Annotated in this window: 17 protein-coding genes; 4 read left to right on the plus strand and 13 right to left on the minus strand. The window is 67.6% G+C overall.

Annotated features, from left to right (window positions below; genetic code table 11):
• Positions 1 to 65: 65 nt before the first annotated feature.
• The 13 genes from ACF8NF_RS25945 to ACF8NF_RS26005 all read right to left on the minus strand — a co-directional run bounded on the left by ACF8NF_RS25945 (position 66) and on the right by ACF8NF_RS26005 (position 12,115).
• Positions 66 to 1,316, minus strand: coding sequence for an NAD(P)/FAD-dependent oxidoreductase (locus ACF8NF_RS25945; protein ID WP_392451534.1), 1,251 nt, complete (start codon positions 1,314 to 1,316; stop codon positions 66 to 68).
• Between the two features lie 14 nt (positions 1,317 to 1,330).
• Positions 1,331 to 3,706, minus strand: a complete 2,376-nt coding sequence (locus ACF8NF_RS25950) for an MMPL family transporter (RefSeq protein ID WP_392451535.1) — start codon at positions 3,704 to 3,706, stop codon at positions 1,331 to 1,333.
• 9 nt (positions 3,707 to 3,715) lie between these two features.
• Entirely contained in the window at positions 3,716 to 4,246 is a 531-nt protein-coding gene (locus ACF8NF_RS25955; protein WP_240479255.1) for an outer membrane lipoprotein carrier protein LolA, read from the minus strand.
• Between the two features lie 170 nt (positions 4,247 to 4,416).
• Positions 4,417 to 4,857, minus strand: a complete 441-nt coding sequence (locus ACF8NF_RS25960; protein ID WP_392451536.1) for an acyl-CoA thioesterase — start codon at positions 4,855 to 4,857, stop codon at positions 4,417 to 4,419.
• A 23-nt stretch (positions 4,858 to 4,880) separates the two neighbouring features.
• A complete protein-coding gene (locus tag ACF8NF_RS25965) occupies positions 4,881 to 5,858 on the minus strand; it encodes an acyltransferase (protein WP_392451537.1) in 978 nt (325 codons plus the stop codon).
• Entirely contained in the window at positions 5,855 to 6,619 is a 765-nt protein-coding gene (locus ACF8NF_RS25970) for a glycosyltransferase family 2 protein (RefSeq protein ID WP_392451538.1), read from the minus strand. The genes ACF8NF_RS25965 and ACF8NF_RS25970 overlap by 4 nt, the downstream gene beginning before the upstream one ends.
• The gene (locus ACF8NF_RS25975; protein WP_160854391.1) at positions 6,616 to 8,382 is read right to left on the minus strand and encodes an AMP-binding protein; all 1,767 of its coding nucleotides are present in this window, start codon (positions 8,380 to 8,382) and stop codon (positions 6,616 to 6,618) included. The genes ACF8NF_RS25970 and ACF8NF_RS25975 overlap by 4 nt, the downstream gene beginning before the upstream one ends.
• Positions 8,383 to 8,389: 7 nt before the next feature.
• Positions 8,390 to 8,941 carry a hypothetical protein gene (locus ACF8NF_RS25980; RefSeq protein WP_209800535.1) on the minus strand — a complete coding sequence of 184 codons (552 nt, stop codon included), beginning with the start codon at positions 8,939 to 8,941 and terminating at the stop codon, positions 8,390 to 8,392.
• 14 nt (positions 8,942 to 8,955) lie between these two features.
• The gene (locus tag ACF8NF_RS25985; RefSeq protein WP_017406831.1) at positions 8,956 to 9,216 is read right to left on the minus strand and encodes an acyl carrier protein; all 261 of its coding nucleotides are present in this window, start codon (positions 9,214 to 9,216) and stop codon (positions 8,956 to 8,958) included.
• Between the two features lie 38 nt (positions 9,217 to 9,254).
• Positions 9,255 to 9,515, minus strand: coding sequence for a phosphopantetheine-binding protein (locus tag ACF8NF_RS25990; protein WP_128422704.1), 261 nt, complete (start codon positions 9,513 to 9,515; stop codon positions 9,255 to 9,257).
• Entirely contained in the window at positions 9,508 to 10,278 is a 771-nt protein-coding gene (locus ACF8NF_RS25995; RefSeq protein ID WP_017406833.1) for a 1-acyl-sn-glycerol-3-phosphate acyltransferase, read from the minus strand. Before ACF8NF_RS25995 ends, ACF8NF_RS25990 begins: the two co-directional genes overlap by 8 nt.
• Positions 10,271 to 11,092: a beta-ketoacyl synthase chain length factor gene (locus ACF8NF_RS26000; protein WP_392451539.1), complete on the minus strand. Its 822-nt coding sequence runs from the start codon at positions 11,090 to 11,092 to the stop codon at positions 10,271 to 10,273. Before ACF8NF_RS26000 ends, ACF8NF_RS25995 begins: the two co-directional genes overlap by 8 nt.
• A gap of 453 nt (positions 11,093 to 11,545) precedes the next feature.
• On the minus strand, positions 11,546 to 12,115 hold the full coding sequence (locus ACF8NF_RS26005; RefSeq protein WP_026062195.1) for a helix-turn-helix domain-containing protein: 570 nt from the start codon (positions 12,113 to 12,115) through the stop codon (positions 11,546 to 11,548).
• Positions 12,116 to 12,129: 14 nt separating this feature from the next.
• On the opposite strand from ACF8NF_RS26005, the gene ACF8NF_RS26010 reads away from it, so the two are divergent.
• From ACF8NF_RS26010 to ACF8NF_RS26025, 4 genes are all read left to right on the plus strand, one after another.
• A complete protein-coding gene (locus tag ACF8NF_RS26010; protein WP_043791313.1) occupies positions 12,130 to 13,041 on the plus strand; it encodes a DMT family transporter in 912 nt (303 codons plus the stop codon).
• A gap of 149 nt (positions 13,042 to 13,190) precedes the next feature.
• Positions 13,191 to 13,922: a type 1 glutamine amidotransferase gene (locus ACF8NF_RS26015; RefSeq protein ID WP_016448076.1), complete on the plus strand. Its 732-nt coding sequence runs from the start codon at positions 13,191 to 13,193 to the stop codon at positions 13,920 to 13,922.
• Positions 13,923 to 14,033: 111 nt separating this feature from the next.
• On the plus strand, positions 14,034 to 14,843 hold the full coding sequence (locus tag ACF8NF_RS26020) for a DeoR family transcriptional regulator (RefSeq protein WP_392451540.1): 810 nt from the start codon (positions 14,034 to 14,036) through the stop codon (positions 14,841 to 14,843).
• A gap of 34 nt (positions 14,844 to 14,877) precedes the next feature.
• Positions 14,878 to 15,798: a substrate-binding domain-containing protein gene (locus tag ACF8NF_RS26025; RefSeq protein WP_016448078.1), complete on the plus strand. Its 921-nt coding sequence runs from the start codon at positions 14,878 to 14,880 to the stop codon at positions 15,796 to 15,798.
• Positions 15,799 to 15,834: the final 36 nt, after the last annotated feature.

Genomic DNA, 15,834 nt, shown 5'->3' on the forward strand with positions numbered 1-15,834 from the left:
GGAGCACACCGCGAACAAGGCTGGCGCACGCTGGCGCGCAAGGGCCGGGAAAAGACGCAGCCGCCTCATGCCATCACCCCCTGCCCAGGCTGGCAAAGCTGGCTCAGCACGTCCAGGCGGCGCTCCGGCTCGGCCACATAGGGGTTGCGTCCATCCCAGGCGTAGCCGGCGAGGATGGACGAGATCATGCGGCGGATGTCCGGCGCATGCGACGGGTGGAAGATCACATCCTGGAAGCTGCCGTCGTACCAGCCCTGCACGAAGGCACGGAAGGTATCGACACCTGCCTGCAGCGGCTGGGCATAGTCCTGTTGCCAGTCCACCGCCTCGCCCTGCCAGCTGCGGGCGATGCAGTCGGCGGCCAGGCTGGCCGACTTCAGGGCAATGGTCACGCCGCTGGAGAACACCGGGTCCAGAAACTCGCCCGCATTGCCCAGCAAGGCATAGCCCGGGCCCCACAGCGCGGTCACATTGGCCGAGTAGCCCGTGAGCGAACGACCCGGCGTGTCCCACCGGGCATTTCGCAGCACCTGCGCGAGGCTGGGCGTCTCGGCAATGATGGCGCGCAGGCGCTCGACCTCGGAGCCCGCATAGCGCTCCAGGAATTCGGGCGTGGCGACAACGCCCTGCGAGCTGCGGCCATTGGAAAACGGAATGGTCCAGAACCACACATGCCGGTGCTCGGGATGCACGGAAATCAGGATCTTGTCGCGGTCCATGTCCTGCGCCGCGATGCGATCCTCGACATGCGTGAACAGGGCCGCGCGCACGGGAAAACCGGAGGGCCGCTCCAGCCCCAGCATGCGCGGCAAGATGCGCGCAAAGCCGCTGGCATCCAGCAGATGGCGGGCCTGCACCACATATTCCTCGCCTTGCGGCGTGCGGGCCGTGACCTGCGGCTGGGCGCCTGCCACGTCCACGCCGGTCACCGTATGGCGATAGCGGATCTCGGCGCCCGCCTTCTGGGCGGCATCGGCAAGCACCTTGTCGAAATGGGCGCGCTGCACCTGGTACGTCGTGCCCCATCCGCAGGAGAACTTGTCACGGAAGTCGAAGGCCGTGCGCAGATCGCCCCGGGCGAAGGCCGCGCCGTTCTTGTGCTGGAAGCCCGCCTCCACCACGTCCTGCAGCATGCCGGCCTGCTCGATGTAGGCCATGCTTTGCGGCAGCAGGCTCTCGCCAATGGAAAAGCGCGGGAACTCTTCCTTCTCCAGGATTAGCACCCGGCGCCCCTGCCGGCGCAGCAGGCCCGCCGCCACGGCGCCGGAGGGACCGGCGCCGATGATCAGGATTTCAGTCTGTTCGATACGTTGCATGTACGGTGTCTTTTTCAGAGAGGGGTGCCGGCAGGCGCCTGCGGCGGCGCGCGAAACAGCGGCGCCAGCACCAGCACCAGCGGCAGGCCCAGCATCAGCGTGACGCCAAAGGCCCGCAAGGCCGGCGTCTGGGACAGGCCCAGCAGGCCGAATGACAGCCAGGTGCTGGCCGCGCCGATCACCACGGCCAGCCAGGCGTGGGGATCGTCCTCGTGCTCCTGCAGGAAGATGCCGTAGTCGATACCCACGCCCAGCAACAGCATCAGCGCCAGCACGTTGAAAAGCTGCCAGGGCTGGCCCCAGACGGACAGGACCACCGCCACCGCCAGGCTGGCCAGCACGGTGGGCAGCCAGGCTCGCCAAGCCTGGCTGCCAAAGCGCAGCCACAGAGCGGCCAGCACCAGGGCGTGGCCCAGCACCAGCAGTTGCGTCATCGACAGGCGGTAGCGCTGCAGCAGGCCGGAGATCTCGGCGGGCTTGTCCACCCAGACCACGCCCTCCAGCCCCTGCGCTGCCTGCGCCAGCCCCGGCAGTGCGGCCTGACCGGCCACGCCGCGCAGCATGAGCATGCTGCGCCAACGGCCATCGCGCTCGCCCAGCCACAGGGGGCCGGCCGCCGCGGAGATGGACTGCTCCAGCCAGGCCTGCACGGTCAGGGGCTGCACCGGTGCGGCGGCAGGCGTACTGAAAGACTCGCCCAATTGGGCATTGATCCCTTGCAGCACCTGGTCCTCGACACGGCGCACCAGGGCCAGATCCTCGCTCTGGCGCCGGGCGGAAGGCACCCAGTCGGACACAGCCGTGTAACCGGCAAGCTGACCATGCTGCACCAGCACATCAAGCCGCTGCTTGAGCAGCTCCTCGCGCTGCAGCAGCTCCTGGTCGCTGGCCCCGTCGAGCAGGTAGAACTGGGCCGGGCTGGGCAGGCCCAGCATGTCACCCACCTGGCGCTGCTGGGCAACCAGGGCAGGCGCGCCGTTTTGCAGCTGGCGCACATCGTCCTGGATGTTCAGGCGCCCACCCCACGCCAGCCAGGCCGCCATGGCGGCACACAGCACCACCGAACCCGGCAGCGCTGCGCGCCAGCGCGGCCAGGCCATCAGGCTCAGGCCTATGCGCCGTGCAGCGGGGCTGGCGGGCATGTGGCCCCGGTCCAGCCAGGGGAACCAGCAGACCACGGTCAACATGGCGGCGGCCAGTCCCACCACGGAGAAAACGGCCATCTGCCGCAGTCCCGGGAAAGCCGCGACGCCCAGTGCCAGGTAGGCAATCACGCTGGTGCCCAGCGCCAGCCACAGTGCCGGCAGCAGGGAACGCATCAGCGCATGCGGCGTGCGCCGTGGGGCGCCCTGCCGGGCAGCAAAGTAGTGAATGCCATAGTCCTCGGCCACACCCACCAGGCTGGCGCCGAACACCAGGGTCAGCAAATGCACCTGGCCGAACAGGGCCGCCGTCACGCTCAGCGCCACCGCCGTGCCGATCAGCAGGGACAGGCCCACCAGGGCCATCGGACGCACGGCTCGAAATGCCAGCCACGCCAGCAGCAGGACAGCGGCAAGGGAGCCCCAGCCGATGGTGTTGATCTCGCCATGCGCCTGCGTGGCCGCTGCCTCGGCATGCAGCGGTACGCCGGCCACCAGCAGTTGCGCATCGGGCCATTGCCGGCGCACATCGGCCAGGGCCTGCTGCAGCGCATCCTGCAGCACGGGTTCGCCTGACAGGCGAAACGCCGAGCCCGACAGCGCGTACTGCAGCAGCACCCATTGCTGCCCCTGCCCGGACACCCACAGCTCACCGTCGCGCGGCCGCGCATGGCTTTGCGCAGCGCGCGCCGTCCACCAGGGGGTCCACAGGCCCAGGGGATCACGAATCCAGTCGGTCAACCGCGCCTGCAGGCCGGGCTGGTACAGGTCCTGCAGGACCTGCTGCACCAGGACCTCGCCCGGCGTGTGCTGCAGCCGGTCGCGCTGCTGCGGCGTAAGCAGGGACTGGCGCCAGGGCTGGTAGAAATCCAGGGCCGCCTGCATGGAGACCTGCTGCGCCAGTGCCTGTTCGCGCAGCGGCGCGGCCGCCTGACGTGAAAGGCTTTGCCGCAACTGCTGTGCTGCCTGTCGGCTGCCGGCCCAGTCGGGCGTACCCAGCAGCACGGTGACCTGGCGCGACAACTGGTCGGCCAGCTGCTGCGTGGCGCGCGTCACCTCGGGCGCCTGTTCATTGACCGGCAGCAGTGCCAGCACATCGGTGTCCATGCGCTGGCCATGCCAGAAATGCCATTGGTGCACGGCCACCACCAGCACGGCCAGCAGCCAGGCCAATGCGGCTGCACGCCACAGAAGGCCGGGACGGTCCTGGCTGCCGGTGTCGTGCGCGGGGGATGGACTGGTGCTCATGGCGCGGGCTCAGTCAAACAGGGCGGCATCCTGCGCACGCAGCGCCTGCTCGGCAACGGGGTTCGCCATCTGGATCTGGCTGCGGTCGCCGCGCGCCTCCTGCAATTGCACGGACTGCACAAACTGCTGGCCGCTCAGGTCCACCGCCTGCAGCCACTGGGCCAGCACGGGGTCGCGCGGCACCAGGTGGAGACTCCAGCCGGCACCCTGCACCTGGCCGCTGACCTCGAAGTAGTGGGTGAGCTGCGCCAGGTCCGCCGACACCACGGCAAACAGCATGGCATTGATGGTGCGCAGCACAGGCTCGTCCTGCGCGCGCATCTGCACGGCCGTGCTGCCATCGGCGCCGCGCGACAGCAGGCTGTCGGGCCTGACGATCAGCGTCGAGGCAAAGGGCTGTCGCACCTGCCAGGCGATGCCCTTGCCACGTGCCACGACGAAGTCGCCCGAGGATTTGAGCGGCTGCCTGAAGCCCTGCACGGTCTTGAGCTGCGTGAACTGACCACGCACCACAGGCGCGCTCTGCACGCGCTCACGCACCTGGGCCAACAGAGCCTGCTGTGACACTTGGGAGGCCGGGGCGGTCTGGGAGCCGTCGCCAACGCCGGAAACACCGGCAGCAGGCGCGGCCTGCAAGGCAGCCGGAAGAGACAAGGTGCAGGCCAGGGCGCAGGCCATGCCCCATGCAGCCAAGCGCGTCCCTCGGGCAGTCATGGCTGCACCCCCAGCCGTTCCCACAGCACGGGAGGGCAGACAAAGCACATCTCGCGCGTGCGCATGTCCACGGCCACCTGGGTGGTGTGGGCCGTGTTCACTTTCTCGCCCGTGGCGGCATCGCTGAACAGGTAGTCGATGCGCAGGCGGTTTTCCCACTCGGTGATGGTGGCCTTGATCCGGAGCTTTTGTCCGAACAGCGCCGGGCGCACGTATTTGAGACGCATGTCCACCACGGGCCAGCCGTAGCCGGAGTCTCGCATGCGGGGATAGTCGTAGTCGAAGTGGGCCAGCAAGGCGCTGCGAGCCAGTTCGAGATAGCGCACGTAGTGGCCGTGGTAGACGATCTCCATCACGTCGATGTCGTAGAACGCTGGCGTGACTTCGATCTCGTAGCTCAGCCGCTCGCGCGAGGCGATTTCCTGGTCAGTGGCCATGAAGGCTCCGCGTGAAGGGCAAATTACCCATGGTTGAGAGGATGCGTGGGTGCAGGTGCAGGCATGCCCTGCTCCCAGAACGGGAAGAAGTTGAACCAGTCATAAGGCGCCTTGCACAGCAGGCGTTCAAGCTGCCGGGCATAGAGCCGGGCATAGCCGGCCAGCGCCTGCGCGCGCCGCGCGCGCGGCAGTTCAACCTGGGCGGCAAGCGGCACGAACTCGACGGCATAGCCCCGTCCCTCATGCACGCAGCCCATGAAATACAGCGGGCACTTGAGCAGGGCAGACAGGATGTAGGGCCCGCAGGGGAAGGCGGCCTCATGGCCCAGAAACAGGGCCTGCGTGGTCTTGCTCTCATGCACAGGAACGCGGTCACCGGCAATGGCGATGAACTCCCCGCGCGCCACGCGGTCGGCCAGTGCCATGGCGGTGGCCATGTTGAAGTCCAAGACCTGCAGCAGCTGCACCCCGCTGTCCGGCGCCATGCGGCGCAGCAGGCGGTTGAAGCGCTCGGCATGCCGGGTATGCACCAGGATGGTCAGTTGCAGGCCAGGGCATTGCCGGGCCAGGGTCTGGCACAGCTCGACGCAGCCCATGTGCGCGGTCACCAGCACGGCCCCCTGCCCGCAGGCCATCAGGTCCAGCAAGGACTGTTGCCCCTCCAAACGCACGTGCTCGGTGCGGTAGCTGCTCGTTACGGCAAGCAGCTTGTCCAGGATCACCTGGGCAAAGACACCAAAGTGCCGCAGGCCGTGCACCCAGCCCGGCCCGCGCGGCCACAGGCCATGCGCCTGTTGCAGGCGCTGCAGGTACTGCAGGGAAGCGCGCCGCGCCACCGGGCGCGTGAGCCAGTAGTAGCCGACGACCGGATACAGGCACAGCAGAAAGGGCCAGCGGCCCAGCCAGCGGTGAAGCTGGTAGAGCAGCCACATGCCGCCCACGCAGGTGCTTTCACCGATCTGCGCCCAGTGGTGCGGGCTGCGTGTGGAAGGCCCGCTCATGACGCCCCCCGCGTTCGCAGTCGGCGCGCCAACAGTTGCGGGCTGCGCAGCAGCATGCCGCCGAACAGGCGCGCGTGCATGCCGGAGATCCGAAGGTTGTCGCTCCAGACCCTGAAGTGCGACAGCCCATCGGCGGGATAGGTCACGGGCGTGGGCAAGGTCACGAAGGCCACGCCGCGCCAGTGCAGGTGCACCAGCACTTCGGTGTCGAATTCCATGCGCCGACCCATGCGGGTGCGGTCCAGCACCGCCACCGTGGTCTTCAGCGGATACACGCGGTAGCCGCACATGGAATCGCGAATGTCCAACGACAAGGTGTTGATCCACACCCACACATGGGTGAGGTACCGGCCATAAAGACGCGCCTTGGGCACGCTGGCGTCATAGGCGGGCGCCCCGCAGACCATGCTCCCCGGGTGGGCACGGGCCAGCGCCAGGAAGGCGGGAATGTCACTGACGGCGTGCTGGCCATCGGCATCGATCTGCAGCGCATGCGTGCAGCCCTGGGCCAGCGCGGCGCGCAGGCCGGCCATCACGGCGGCACCCTTGCCCTGGTTGCTTGCCAGGCGCAGCACCTGGACCTGCCCTGCGTGCTGCGCTGCCAGCGCATCCAGCACGGCGGCGCAGCGCGGCCCCGAGCCGTCGTCCACCAGCAGGCACGGCAGGCCGGCGTGCAGGCAGCCTCGGACCATCACGCCCACCGTGTCGGGGTGGTTGTAGACGGGGATCAGGGCCGTGGGACGAAAGCCAGGTGCCGTCATGGCCTGCGCTCCAGCAGGCGGCCGCTGGCATGCACGCCCCGCGCGGAACTCAACTCGAACTGCAGCCAGCCTTTCTCGGGCTGCCACTGCAGCTGCATCTGCACCGTATCGCCGGGTAGGATGGGCTGCTGGAACTTGAGCAGTTGCGCGTCGGCAAATCCGTGCTCCAGGCCGAAGGCCTGGGTCGCCAGGCTCACCACCCAATGCAGTTGCGCCACGCCGGGCACCAGGGATGCCTCGGGAAAATGCCCCTCCAGCACGCGCAGCCGGGGCTGCACCAGCAATTGCGCCGTGGCGCGCTGCGCGCTGCGTTCCTGCCATGCCGGCACGGGAATCACGGGATTGAACAAGGTCAGCAGGCTGTGATGCGTGGTCTTTCCCTGCGCATTCATGGGCATGCGCTCCACATAACGCCAGTGGCGCGGCAAGGCCACGCGGTCCACGCAGGGTTGCAGCAGCAAGCGCAGCGCCTGACCCATGCCGCGGCGGCCCTGCTGCTGCAACGCCTGCCAGCCCGCTTCGGACAGCTCCACCACCATGCCCACGCGCTGCGGCGCGCCGCCAGCCATGCCGCTGACGCCGAGCGGCTGCTCCAGCACCACGGCCCTGGCCTGCCGGACGTCACCATGGGTTTCCAGAACACGCTCCATGGCGGTCAGGGACACCCGCTTTTCGGCAATCTTCACAATGCGGTCTGCACGCCCCTGCAGCACGAAGCCCAGGCCGTCGGTGCCGGGCAAGGCACGGTCGGCCGTCTCCCACCAAAGCTGCGCATCAGGCAGATGGCGCGAGCGCACGGCAAGAAGCCCGCTGTCCGACAGGCGCAGCTCCACGCCAGGCAGGGCCTGCCAGGATTCGCCGTGTTCTGCGCGGCGGCGCCAGGCGATACCGCCGGTTTCAGAGCTGCCGAAGACTTCGGTGGGCGAATGGCCCAGCAGTTGCAGCGTGTGCTGCGAGGCGCTCTCGGCCAGTGGGCCGCCGGAGGAAAACACACCGCCCAGCCGCTCCATCGCCTGCGACCAGTCCAGGTGCGTCGGCAAGCGGCCGAGCATGGCGGGGCTCGATACCAGCAGGCTGCGCGGCGCCTGCTGCAGTGGCTGCACCAGATCCTCGGGATAGTGCGCCAGATGCGTGCCCATGGCGCGGCCCGCCGCCAGCGGCCACAGAATGCGGAACAGCAGGCCGTAGATGTGATGGTGCGCCACGGTGGAGAGCACCTGCACGTGCGGCTCCTGCGCCATGCCGGCACCGAACACGGCCTGCAGGGCCTGCACCTCGGCATCCAGCTGCGACAGCCGCTTTTCAATGCGCTCGGGCACCCCCGTGGAGCCGGACGTGAACAGCACGACGCGCGCCTTTTGCATGTCCAGGGGCTGTAGTACCACGCCGTCCGCGCCAGCGGCATCAGGCACCAGGGCCTGGGGCAACTCGCCCGCGCAGGCCGCCACCTGGGGCAGCAGCGCCGACAGCGTGTGCGCATGCAGGTCACTGGCCAGCACCGGCGTCTTGCCCGCGTGCCATGCACCCCATAGCGCAGCGGCAAAGGTCAGCGGATTGCCGCAGTACAAGGCCACTTCCGCCCCTTGCACACGCTGGAAGGCCGCGCACCACGCCCGGACAGCATCGACCCATTGCGCGTGCGTGACCGGCGCATCCTGCGGCCTTGCCACCACATGCCCTGCGTCCCTGGACTGCGGCAGTGCCACCTGCGCCAATGCCACCCATGCCAGTGCCAGACCTTGTTCGCTCTTTGTGGCCGTCATCCTTGCCTCACACATGTCCATGGCGCCTGCGCACACGCTGGCGCACCAGCCACTCCACCGCCATCAGCAGCCCCATGGCCCCATAGGCGATCAAACCGTTGTACAAGGCCCAGGCCTCGTCGCTGCCATACAGGGCCGTACCGGCCGCCACTGCGCCATTGCAGACAAAGAAGACGCACCAAACGGCCGTCACCCGGGCGGTGTAGCGCACGGCCGGCGCAGGCAGATCGGGCTGCCGCAGCCGGGCCAGGCGCTCCACCACCGACGGCGGAAACCACAGGCTCCAGCCAAAGCCGGCCAGCAGCACGGCATTGACCAGCACCGGATAGAACTTGAGCGCCAGGCCATCGCCCTGCCACCACGAGACGGCAGACAGCGCCGCCGCCCCCGCAGCGACCACCCACCAAAATCCTTCGCGGCTGCTGCAGGCACGCGCCAGCGCCAGCACCACCAATGCGGCGGCAATCCAGTGCGCAGCCACACGCCCCAGCGCGGCATAGACGGCCAGCGGATAGAGCACCGTGGCCAGCAGCACAAGGCCTGTCGCGGTTTTGCGCATGGCAGGCGTGTTCCTCAGGCGACGGCGCTGTCTTCTTGCATCAGCTGATGCAGCGCATCCACCACGTCCTGGATGGTGCGCACCGACTTGAAGGCCTCGGCATTGAGCCGCCTGCCGACCAGAGGCTTCAGTTGGACGATCAGATCCACGGCATCAATGCTGTCGATGTCCAGGTCGTCATGGAGACGGGCTTCGGGAGTGATGCGCTCCGCCTCGATATCGAAGGTTTCCGTCAGGATTTCGACGATGCGTTCGTAGATGGTTTCTTTGTTCATGAAAATGTCTTTGCTGCGGTCTGCGCGGAGGGCCGCACTCAGTGCGTGCGCTGGGCCGCCACGAAGGCAGCAAGCGCCTGGACGCTGCGGAAATGCTGGCGCGTCTGTTCCGAGTCCCCGGACAGGCTCACGCCGAAACGCTTTTGCAGCGCCAGGCCCAGCTCCAGCGCGTCGATGGAGTCCAGTCCCAGGCCCTCGACAAACAGGGGCTCGCCCGCATCGATCTGCTGCGGCGTGATGTCCTCCAGCGCCAGGGACTCGATGATGAGTTCTTTGATTTCTTGCTCAAGCTCAGGCACGGGACGGTTCCTTGAATAGTTGTGCGGACAGATGGTCCGTGACATGTCGGGCCGCCACGGAGTCGCTGGCAGCGCCCTGGCAAAAGGCCTCGATACCGATGTCGTCACGGACTTCGATGAAAAAGTGGGGCTTGCGCGGCGGCACCTGCCACCACGGCGCGCCCTTGGTCAGCATGGGCAGGCTGCAATGGATGTGCACCGGCGTGATATCGATGCGGCCTCTGACCGCCACATGGGCCGCGCCGCGCTGCAGCCGGACTTTGCCGTGCAGCGGTGTTCGCGTGCCTTCGGGAAAGATGATCAGGTTGTTGCCGGATGCCAGCGAGCGCAGGCAGTCCTGCAGCAGGCCCTCGCCACGGCTGTTGGCAATGAAGCCGGCCGCCCGGATGGGGCCGCGCGTGAAAGGGTTGCCTGCCAGCGCCGCCTTGACGATGCAATCGGCATGGCGAACGAAGGAGATCAGGAACACCACGTCGATCAGCGATGGGTGATTGGCAAGAATCAGCAGGCCGCGCCGCTGCAGACGTTCACGGCCGTGCACTTCATAGGACAGAACGCCGACGCCCGCCATCAGGGCCACGAACCAGCGCAGGCTGTGATGGATCACCGACTGGGCCGCCCACTGGCGCGACTGCGGCTGGCGCACGGTCAGCAGCAAGGCCGGATAGACCACGCAGCGCACCACCAGCCCACCCAGGCCGAACACGGCAAAGCACAGGCCGGTGGCCGCCAGGCGCCACTGACGATTGAGCCACTCAGCCATGAGCGCGCTCCCATCGCCATGTACCTGCGCCACGGCGCTGTGCCGGGCGCTGCGGGCCTGTCAGGGATGCCTGGCCGTCGTGCAACAGAAACTGCAACACCTGCAACCCGTGCGGTAAATGCTGCAAATGCGGCGCGTGGTCCGGCTCCGGCTGCGCGGCGTCCATGCCGGGCTGCCTGCTCAACTGGAAACCGGACTCCCCGGGTACTGCCCATTGCACCAAGACCGCCCAGGCGAATACCACCTGGGGCTCTGTGTGGAAGCCGTCATACGGAGCAGGCAGTGGCGCGTCATAGCAGACCAGCATGACTTGCGGCGCGCCTTCGTGCAGCAAGCCCAATGCTTCGACCATGCCCGCTTCCGGCGCGCAATCGGTGGACGCCACGCACAAGGCATTGGCACGCATGCCTCGCAAAATGGAATGCTGGGCGCCAATGCCGTTATGCACCGCCAGGCCGAATGCCGTGGGAGACAAAGCCTGCCCCAGGGCCTGCGTTTGCAGCAAGTCAAGGGACTTTTCGGCATCGCCGTAGCGCGAAGCCCAGACCACGGGCAAATCTGCCACTGCAGCCTGCGCCAGAACGGCGTCGGCAGGGATGACTACGCATCGCGCCAATCGCCCGAAGCGCCTGCGGACGATGGGTGAAACATGGGCAAGATCCGGATGCACCTGCCCTTGCGGCAGGATGGGTTGACGTGCCCACTGTCGCCACTGGGCAGGCTCCTGCAGTCCAGGCGCGAGCGCCGACCACGCCCGAATCGCAAAAACGTGGCGCACGCAAATCTCCCTCTGATGCCGATGTTTGAATTTCACGCCCGATCGCTACCGGCCGTTGTTTTGACAAAAAACCGATGCATCTTAACTATTGAAACAAAAAATTCAATAGTATCTATTTTCAATATCTGTTACTTAAGTGCTACTGGCGACAGCGGGCGCAGCGTCGGTCCCATGGGTACGACGGCATCGTGGCCGACGGCTCTCCTGCCCAATGCGCCGGCTGCTCCTGAGCTGCGGCGCGGCGCCAGTGCGGCACGCCCACGGCCAATGCCGATATGGCCGTCCAGCCGTCGGCCACGCAGGTGGGCACGCTGCAGGCGCTTGTGCCCGACCAGAAAGGGGCTCCGTCGCCCGTGGGGCGTACGCAGTGCAACAAGGGCCGGCCTCCCCTGTTCTAGGTACCCGCCAATACGGCTGGCGCGCGCAGCGCACGGGCCGAAGCCGGCCGGGCTGGAGCGAGCATGGACCGGGAGGAGAAGGCTCCCCCCCTCAGGAAATCACATTCCGAATGAACCGCGTCACGCCTTCGTGCAGGTTCACGTAGGCGTAGTCCTGGGCGCTGCCGTAGATGGCGTAGTCGCCCGCTTCAATCGTCATGGGGCCTTCGCTCAGGTCCACCAGCAGGCGGCCTTCGACCACGACGATCATCTCGTGCCAGCCTTCCGGGTCGGGTTCGGCCTGGTAGCGTTCGCCGGGGCCCAGGGACCAGGACCACAGCTGGGCCTCGCGCGTGGCGGGCACGCTGCCCAGCAGCATGGCTTGGCTTTCGGGCCGGGTGCCGCGCCAGGCCATGGCGTCCATGCGCAGGCGCTGCGCGGCCGGGTCGCTGACGATTTCTATGAAGCTGGCGCCCAGCGCATCGGCCAGCCGATCCAGGCTGGACAGGCTGATATTGGTGTCGCCGCCTTCCAGCTGCACGACCATGCGCCGGCTCAGGCCTGCGGCCTCGGCCAGGGCCGCCTGGCTCAGTCCTGCACGCTGGCGAAGGCGGCGCAGGTTTTCGCTGACGAAAGCCAGGACATCGGAGCGCTCGCCAGCGCTGTGCAATATATTTCTCATATGATCTGCGCAATATGTTGCACACGTCATCTTCTCACAGTTCGCGCACGCCGCTGCTCAGCCGGCAGGAGCTGGCCCTGATCGCCGTCACCATGGTCTGGGGCGGCACCTTTCTCGTGGTCCATCTGGCCATGCAGCACAGCGGGCCGCTGTTCTTTGTGGGCCTGCGCTTCGTCACGGCGGGTCTGATCGGGCTGCTGGTGTTCCGCAAGGTCATGGCCGGGCTCACGCGCACCGAGCTGGTCGCAGGCACGGCCATCGGCGCCAGCATCTTTCTGGGCTATGGTCTGCAGACCTTCGGCCTGCAGACCATCAGCAGCAGCAAGTCGGCGTTTCTGACCGCCTTGTATGTGCCCATCGTGCCCCTGCTGCAATGGCTGGTGATGGGCAAGCCGCCGCGATTGATGAGCTGGATAGGCATCGGCCTGGCCTTCACGGGCCTGATACTGGTGGCGGGGCCCGAGTCCGGGGGAATGGAGTTGAACGTGGGCGAGATGGCGACCATGCTGAGCACGCTGGCGATTGCGGCCGAGGTGCTCCTGATCGGGCATTTCGCGGGCAAGGTCGATGCGCGGCGCGTGACCACGGTGCAGTTGCTGGCGGCCGGCACCATGGCGCTGCTGGCCATGCCCGTGGCTGGCGAGTCGGTGCCGGATTTCTCGTGGATCTGGCTGACGGCCGCCGTGGCCATGGCCTGCGCCAGCATCCTGATCCAGCTGACCATGAACTGGGCCCAGAAGTCCCTGTCGCCCACGCGCGCCACCGTGATCTATGCCAGCGAGCCGGTCTGGGCCGGCATCGTGGGGCGCATGGCAGGCGACCGGCTGCCGGGGCTGGCCATCCTGGGGGCAGTGCTGATCGTGGGCGGGGTGCTGGTCAGCGAGCTGAAATGGAGCCGGCGCAAGGCTGGAGCATCCACGGCTTGAGAGGGACGGGGGCGACATCCGTGGTGCTGTCCCGGTCTGCCTTGATGCGGCCTTGATGGCGTTGTGCGCAAACACAATCCGCCCTTGAGGCAGTAGTCCCTAGAGTCAAGGCCTCACAACAAATGGCTTCCCGATGAAGCCGCGCCGCCATGAGACCTGTCGCCATCCTCCAGCACGAATCCACCCAGGGCCCCGGCGTTCTGCGTGAACACCTGGAGCAGCAGTGCATTCCCTACCGAATGTTGCAGCCCGCCCTCGATGGAAGAGCCCCTGTGCATGCCGCCGACTACAGCGGCATCGTGGTGCTGGGCAGCAACCATTGCGTCAACGAGGGCCTGCCCTGGATGGAGGATGAACAGTCCCTGCTGGCCGACGCGCTGCGGCATGACGTTCCCGTGCTCGGCCACTGCTTCGGCGCGCAGATGCTGGCGCGCGCCATGGGCGCCAGGGTCTGGCGCAACCCCTGCCCCAACATTGGCTGGAGCCGCATCTGGGTGACGGCCGCCGCCCAGCAGCTCATGGACCTGCCGCGCGAGGCCACGATCTTCCATTGGCACTACGACACCTTCGAGATCCCGCGCGGCGCCGTGCGCACCATGTACGGCAGCCACTGCCTGAACAAGGGCTTTCGCCACGGCCGGCACTGGGCCTTCCAGGGCCACATGGAGGTGACTGCCGCCAGCGTGGCTGCCTGGTGCGCCGAAGGCCATGACGAGCTGCTGCGCGCACGCGGCCCCGCGGCGCAGACCGAGAGCGAGATCCTGCGCCACCTGGACCTGCGCATTCCCGTGCTGCACGCCCTGGCCCACCGCACCTACCGGGCCTGGACGTCACAGCTGCAGCGGCCCGTGGTCGTGCCCCTGAGCGCGGCCAGCCGGTAAACCTTCCAGGCCAGGCAATCCCTGGTGAATACCCTGGGTGCGCTTGACGCAGCTTTTGCGTGCAGGGAAACTTTCGATACGAAATAGAAAACCTTCGAATCGAAAGAATCCATGCAGGAACAAGGCAACAGTTCACTCAAGCGCAGGCTGCAGATCGTGGAGCTGGCGCGCAAGACCGACGAGGTGCGGGTGGAGGCGCTGAGCGTGCTCTTCGGCGTCTCCACCGTCACCATCCGCAACGACCTGCACTACCTGGAGCAGCAGGGCTATGTGGTGCGCGCCTTCGGCAAGGCGCGCTACAACCCGGCCCTGCTCAAGACGGCGGCCGAGCTGCCCGGCGCCCACGCCGCCGCACAAGGCCCGGCACAGGCCCAGGTAGCCCAGGGCGCGCTGGGCTGGATCGAGGACGACGCCTCGGTCTTCCTGGGCAGCGGACGCATCACCCACCGCGTGCTGCCGCTGCTGGCCAGCCGCCAGGGCATTGCGCTGACGCTGCACGACCTGTCCATGGTGGCGACGGCACGGCAGTTTCTCGATTGCGCCATCCACGTCACGGGCGGCTCGCTGGCCGGCGACGAGCCCTGCCTCATCGGCCCCGGCGCTGAAACGGGCCTGCGCGGCCGGCCGCTGGACATCTGCCTTTTCGAGATCTGCGGCATCGACGAGCGCAACCGCCTGCTGTGCCGCGACCCGGGCGCCGCGCGGCTGTACGCGGCAGCCGTGGAGCACAGCGCCAAGGCCGTGGCGCTGGCACTGGATCTGGACGGCACCTCGGGCGGACACCCGGTCTGCGACATCGCTCAACTCGACGGCCTGTGCGCGCACCAGGACATGGAGCCCGGCGCCTTCGATCTGCTGGCACGCCACCGGCTGCAGGCCACCCACAAGGCCGAGGGCCGCATCGAGTTCGCCAGAAGCTGAGTTTTTCCACAACGACAGAGGGAGGGAGACCGCCATGGACCGCAACACGTTTCTCCGGCGCATGCTGGCCGGCGCATTCACATTCGGCCTGCCGGCCAGCCCGGCGCTTGCACAGCCCGGCCCCGGCCCCGCGCGCACCATCGGTGTGTCCCTGCTCACGCAGCAGCACCCGTTCTACCTGGAGCTGGCCCAGGCCATGCAGCAGGAAGCCGCGCGGCAGGGGCTGAAGCTGGACCTGAGCATTGCCAACCAGGACCTGGGCAAGCAGATCTCCGATGTGGAGGACTTCGTCAGCAAGAAGGTCGATGCCATCATCCTGTCGCCCGTGGATTCACGCGGCGTCAAGGCCGCCGTGCTCAAGGCCGCCGCCGCCCGCATACCCGTGATCACCGTGGACATTGCGGCCAGCGGGGTGGAAGTGGCCTCGCACGTGGCCACCGACAACCGCGCCGGCGGCGTGCTCGCCGGCCAGCTCATGGCCCGCGCCACGGGTGGCAAGGGCCAGATCGGGGTGCTGCACTACCCGTCCATACAGTCCGTGGTCGATCGCGTGGAGGGCTTCAAGTCGGCCATCGCGGCCTTCCCGGGCATGAAGATCGTCTCGGTACAACCCGGCATCACACGCGCCGAGGCCCTGTCCGCATCGCAGAACATGCTGCAGGCCCACCCCGACCTGGCAGGCATCTTCGGTTTTGGCGACGATGCGGCCCTGGCCGCGCTGGCCAGCGTCAAGGCCGCCAGAAAGCTGGAGCAGGTGAAGATCGTGGGCTTTGACGGCATGGCCGAGGCCCGCGCAGCCGTGGACCGCGAACCGGCCTTCGTGGGCGTGATCCGCCAGTACCCCGACCAGCTGGGACTGCAATCCGTGGCCCTTGCCGCGCAATTGCTGTCGGGCAAGCCGGTGGAAAAACTCCACCCCGTGCTGCCCGGCGTGTACACGGCTGCCGCCAGGTAAATGGACCTGCGGAGCCCGCCATGCCAGGCCCCACTG

It is taken from the genome of Delftia sp. WSY_22, from assembly GCF_043104185.1.
Classification (GTDB): Bacteria; Pseudomonadota; Gammaproteobacteria; order Burkholderiales; family Burkholderiaceae_C; genus Comamonas; species Comamonas tsuruhatensis.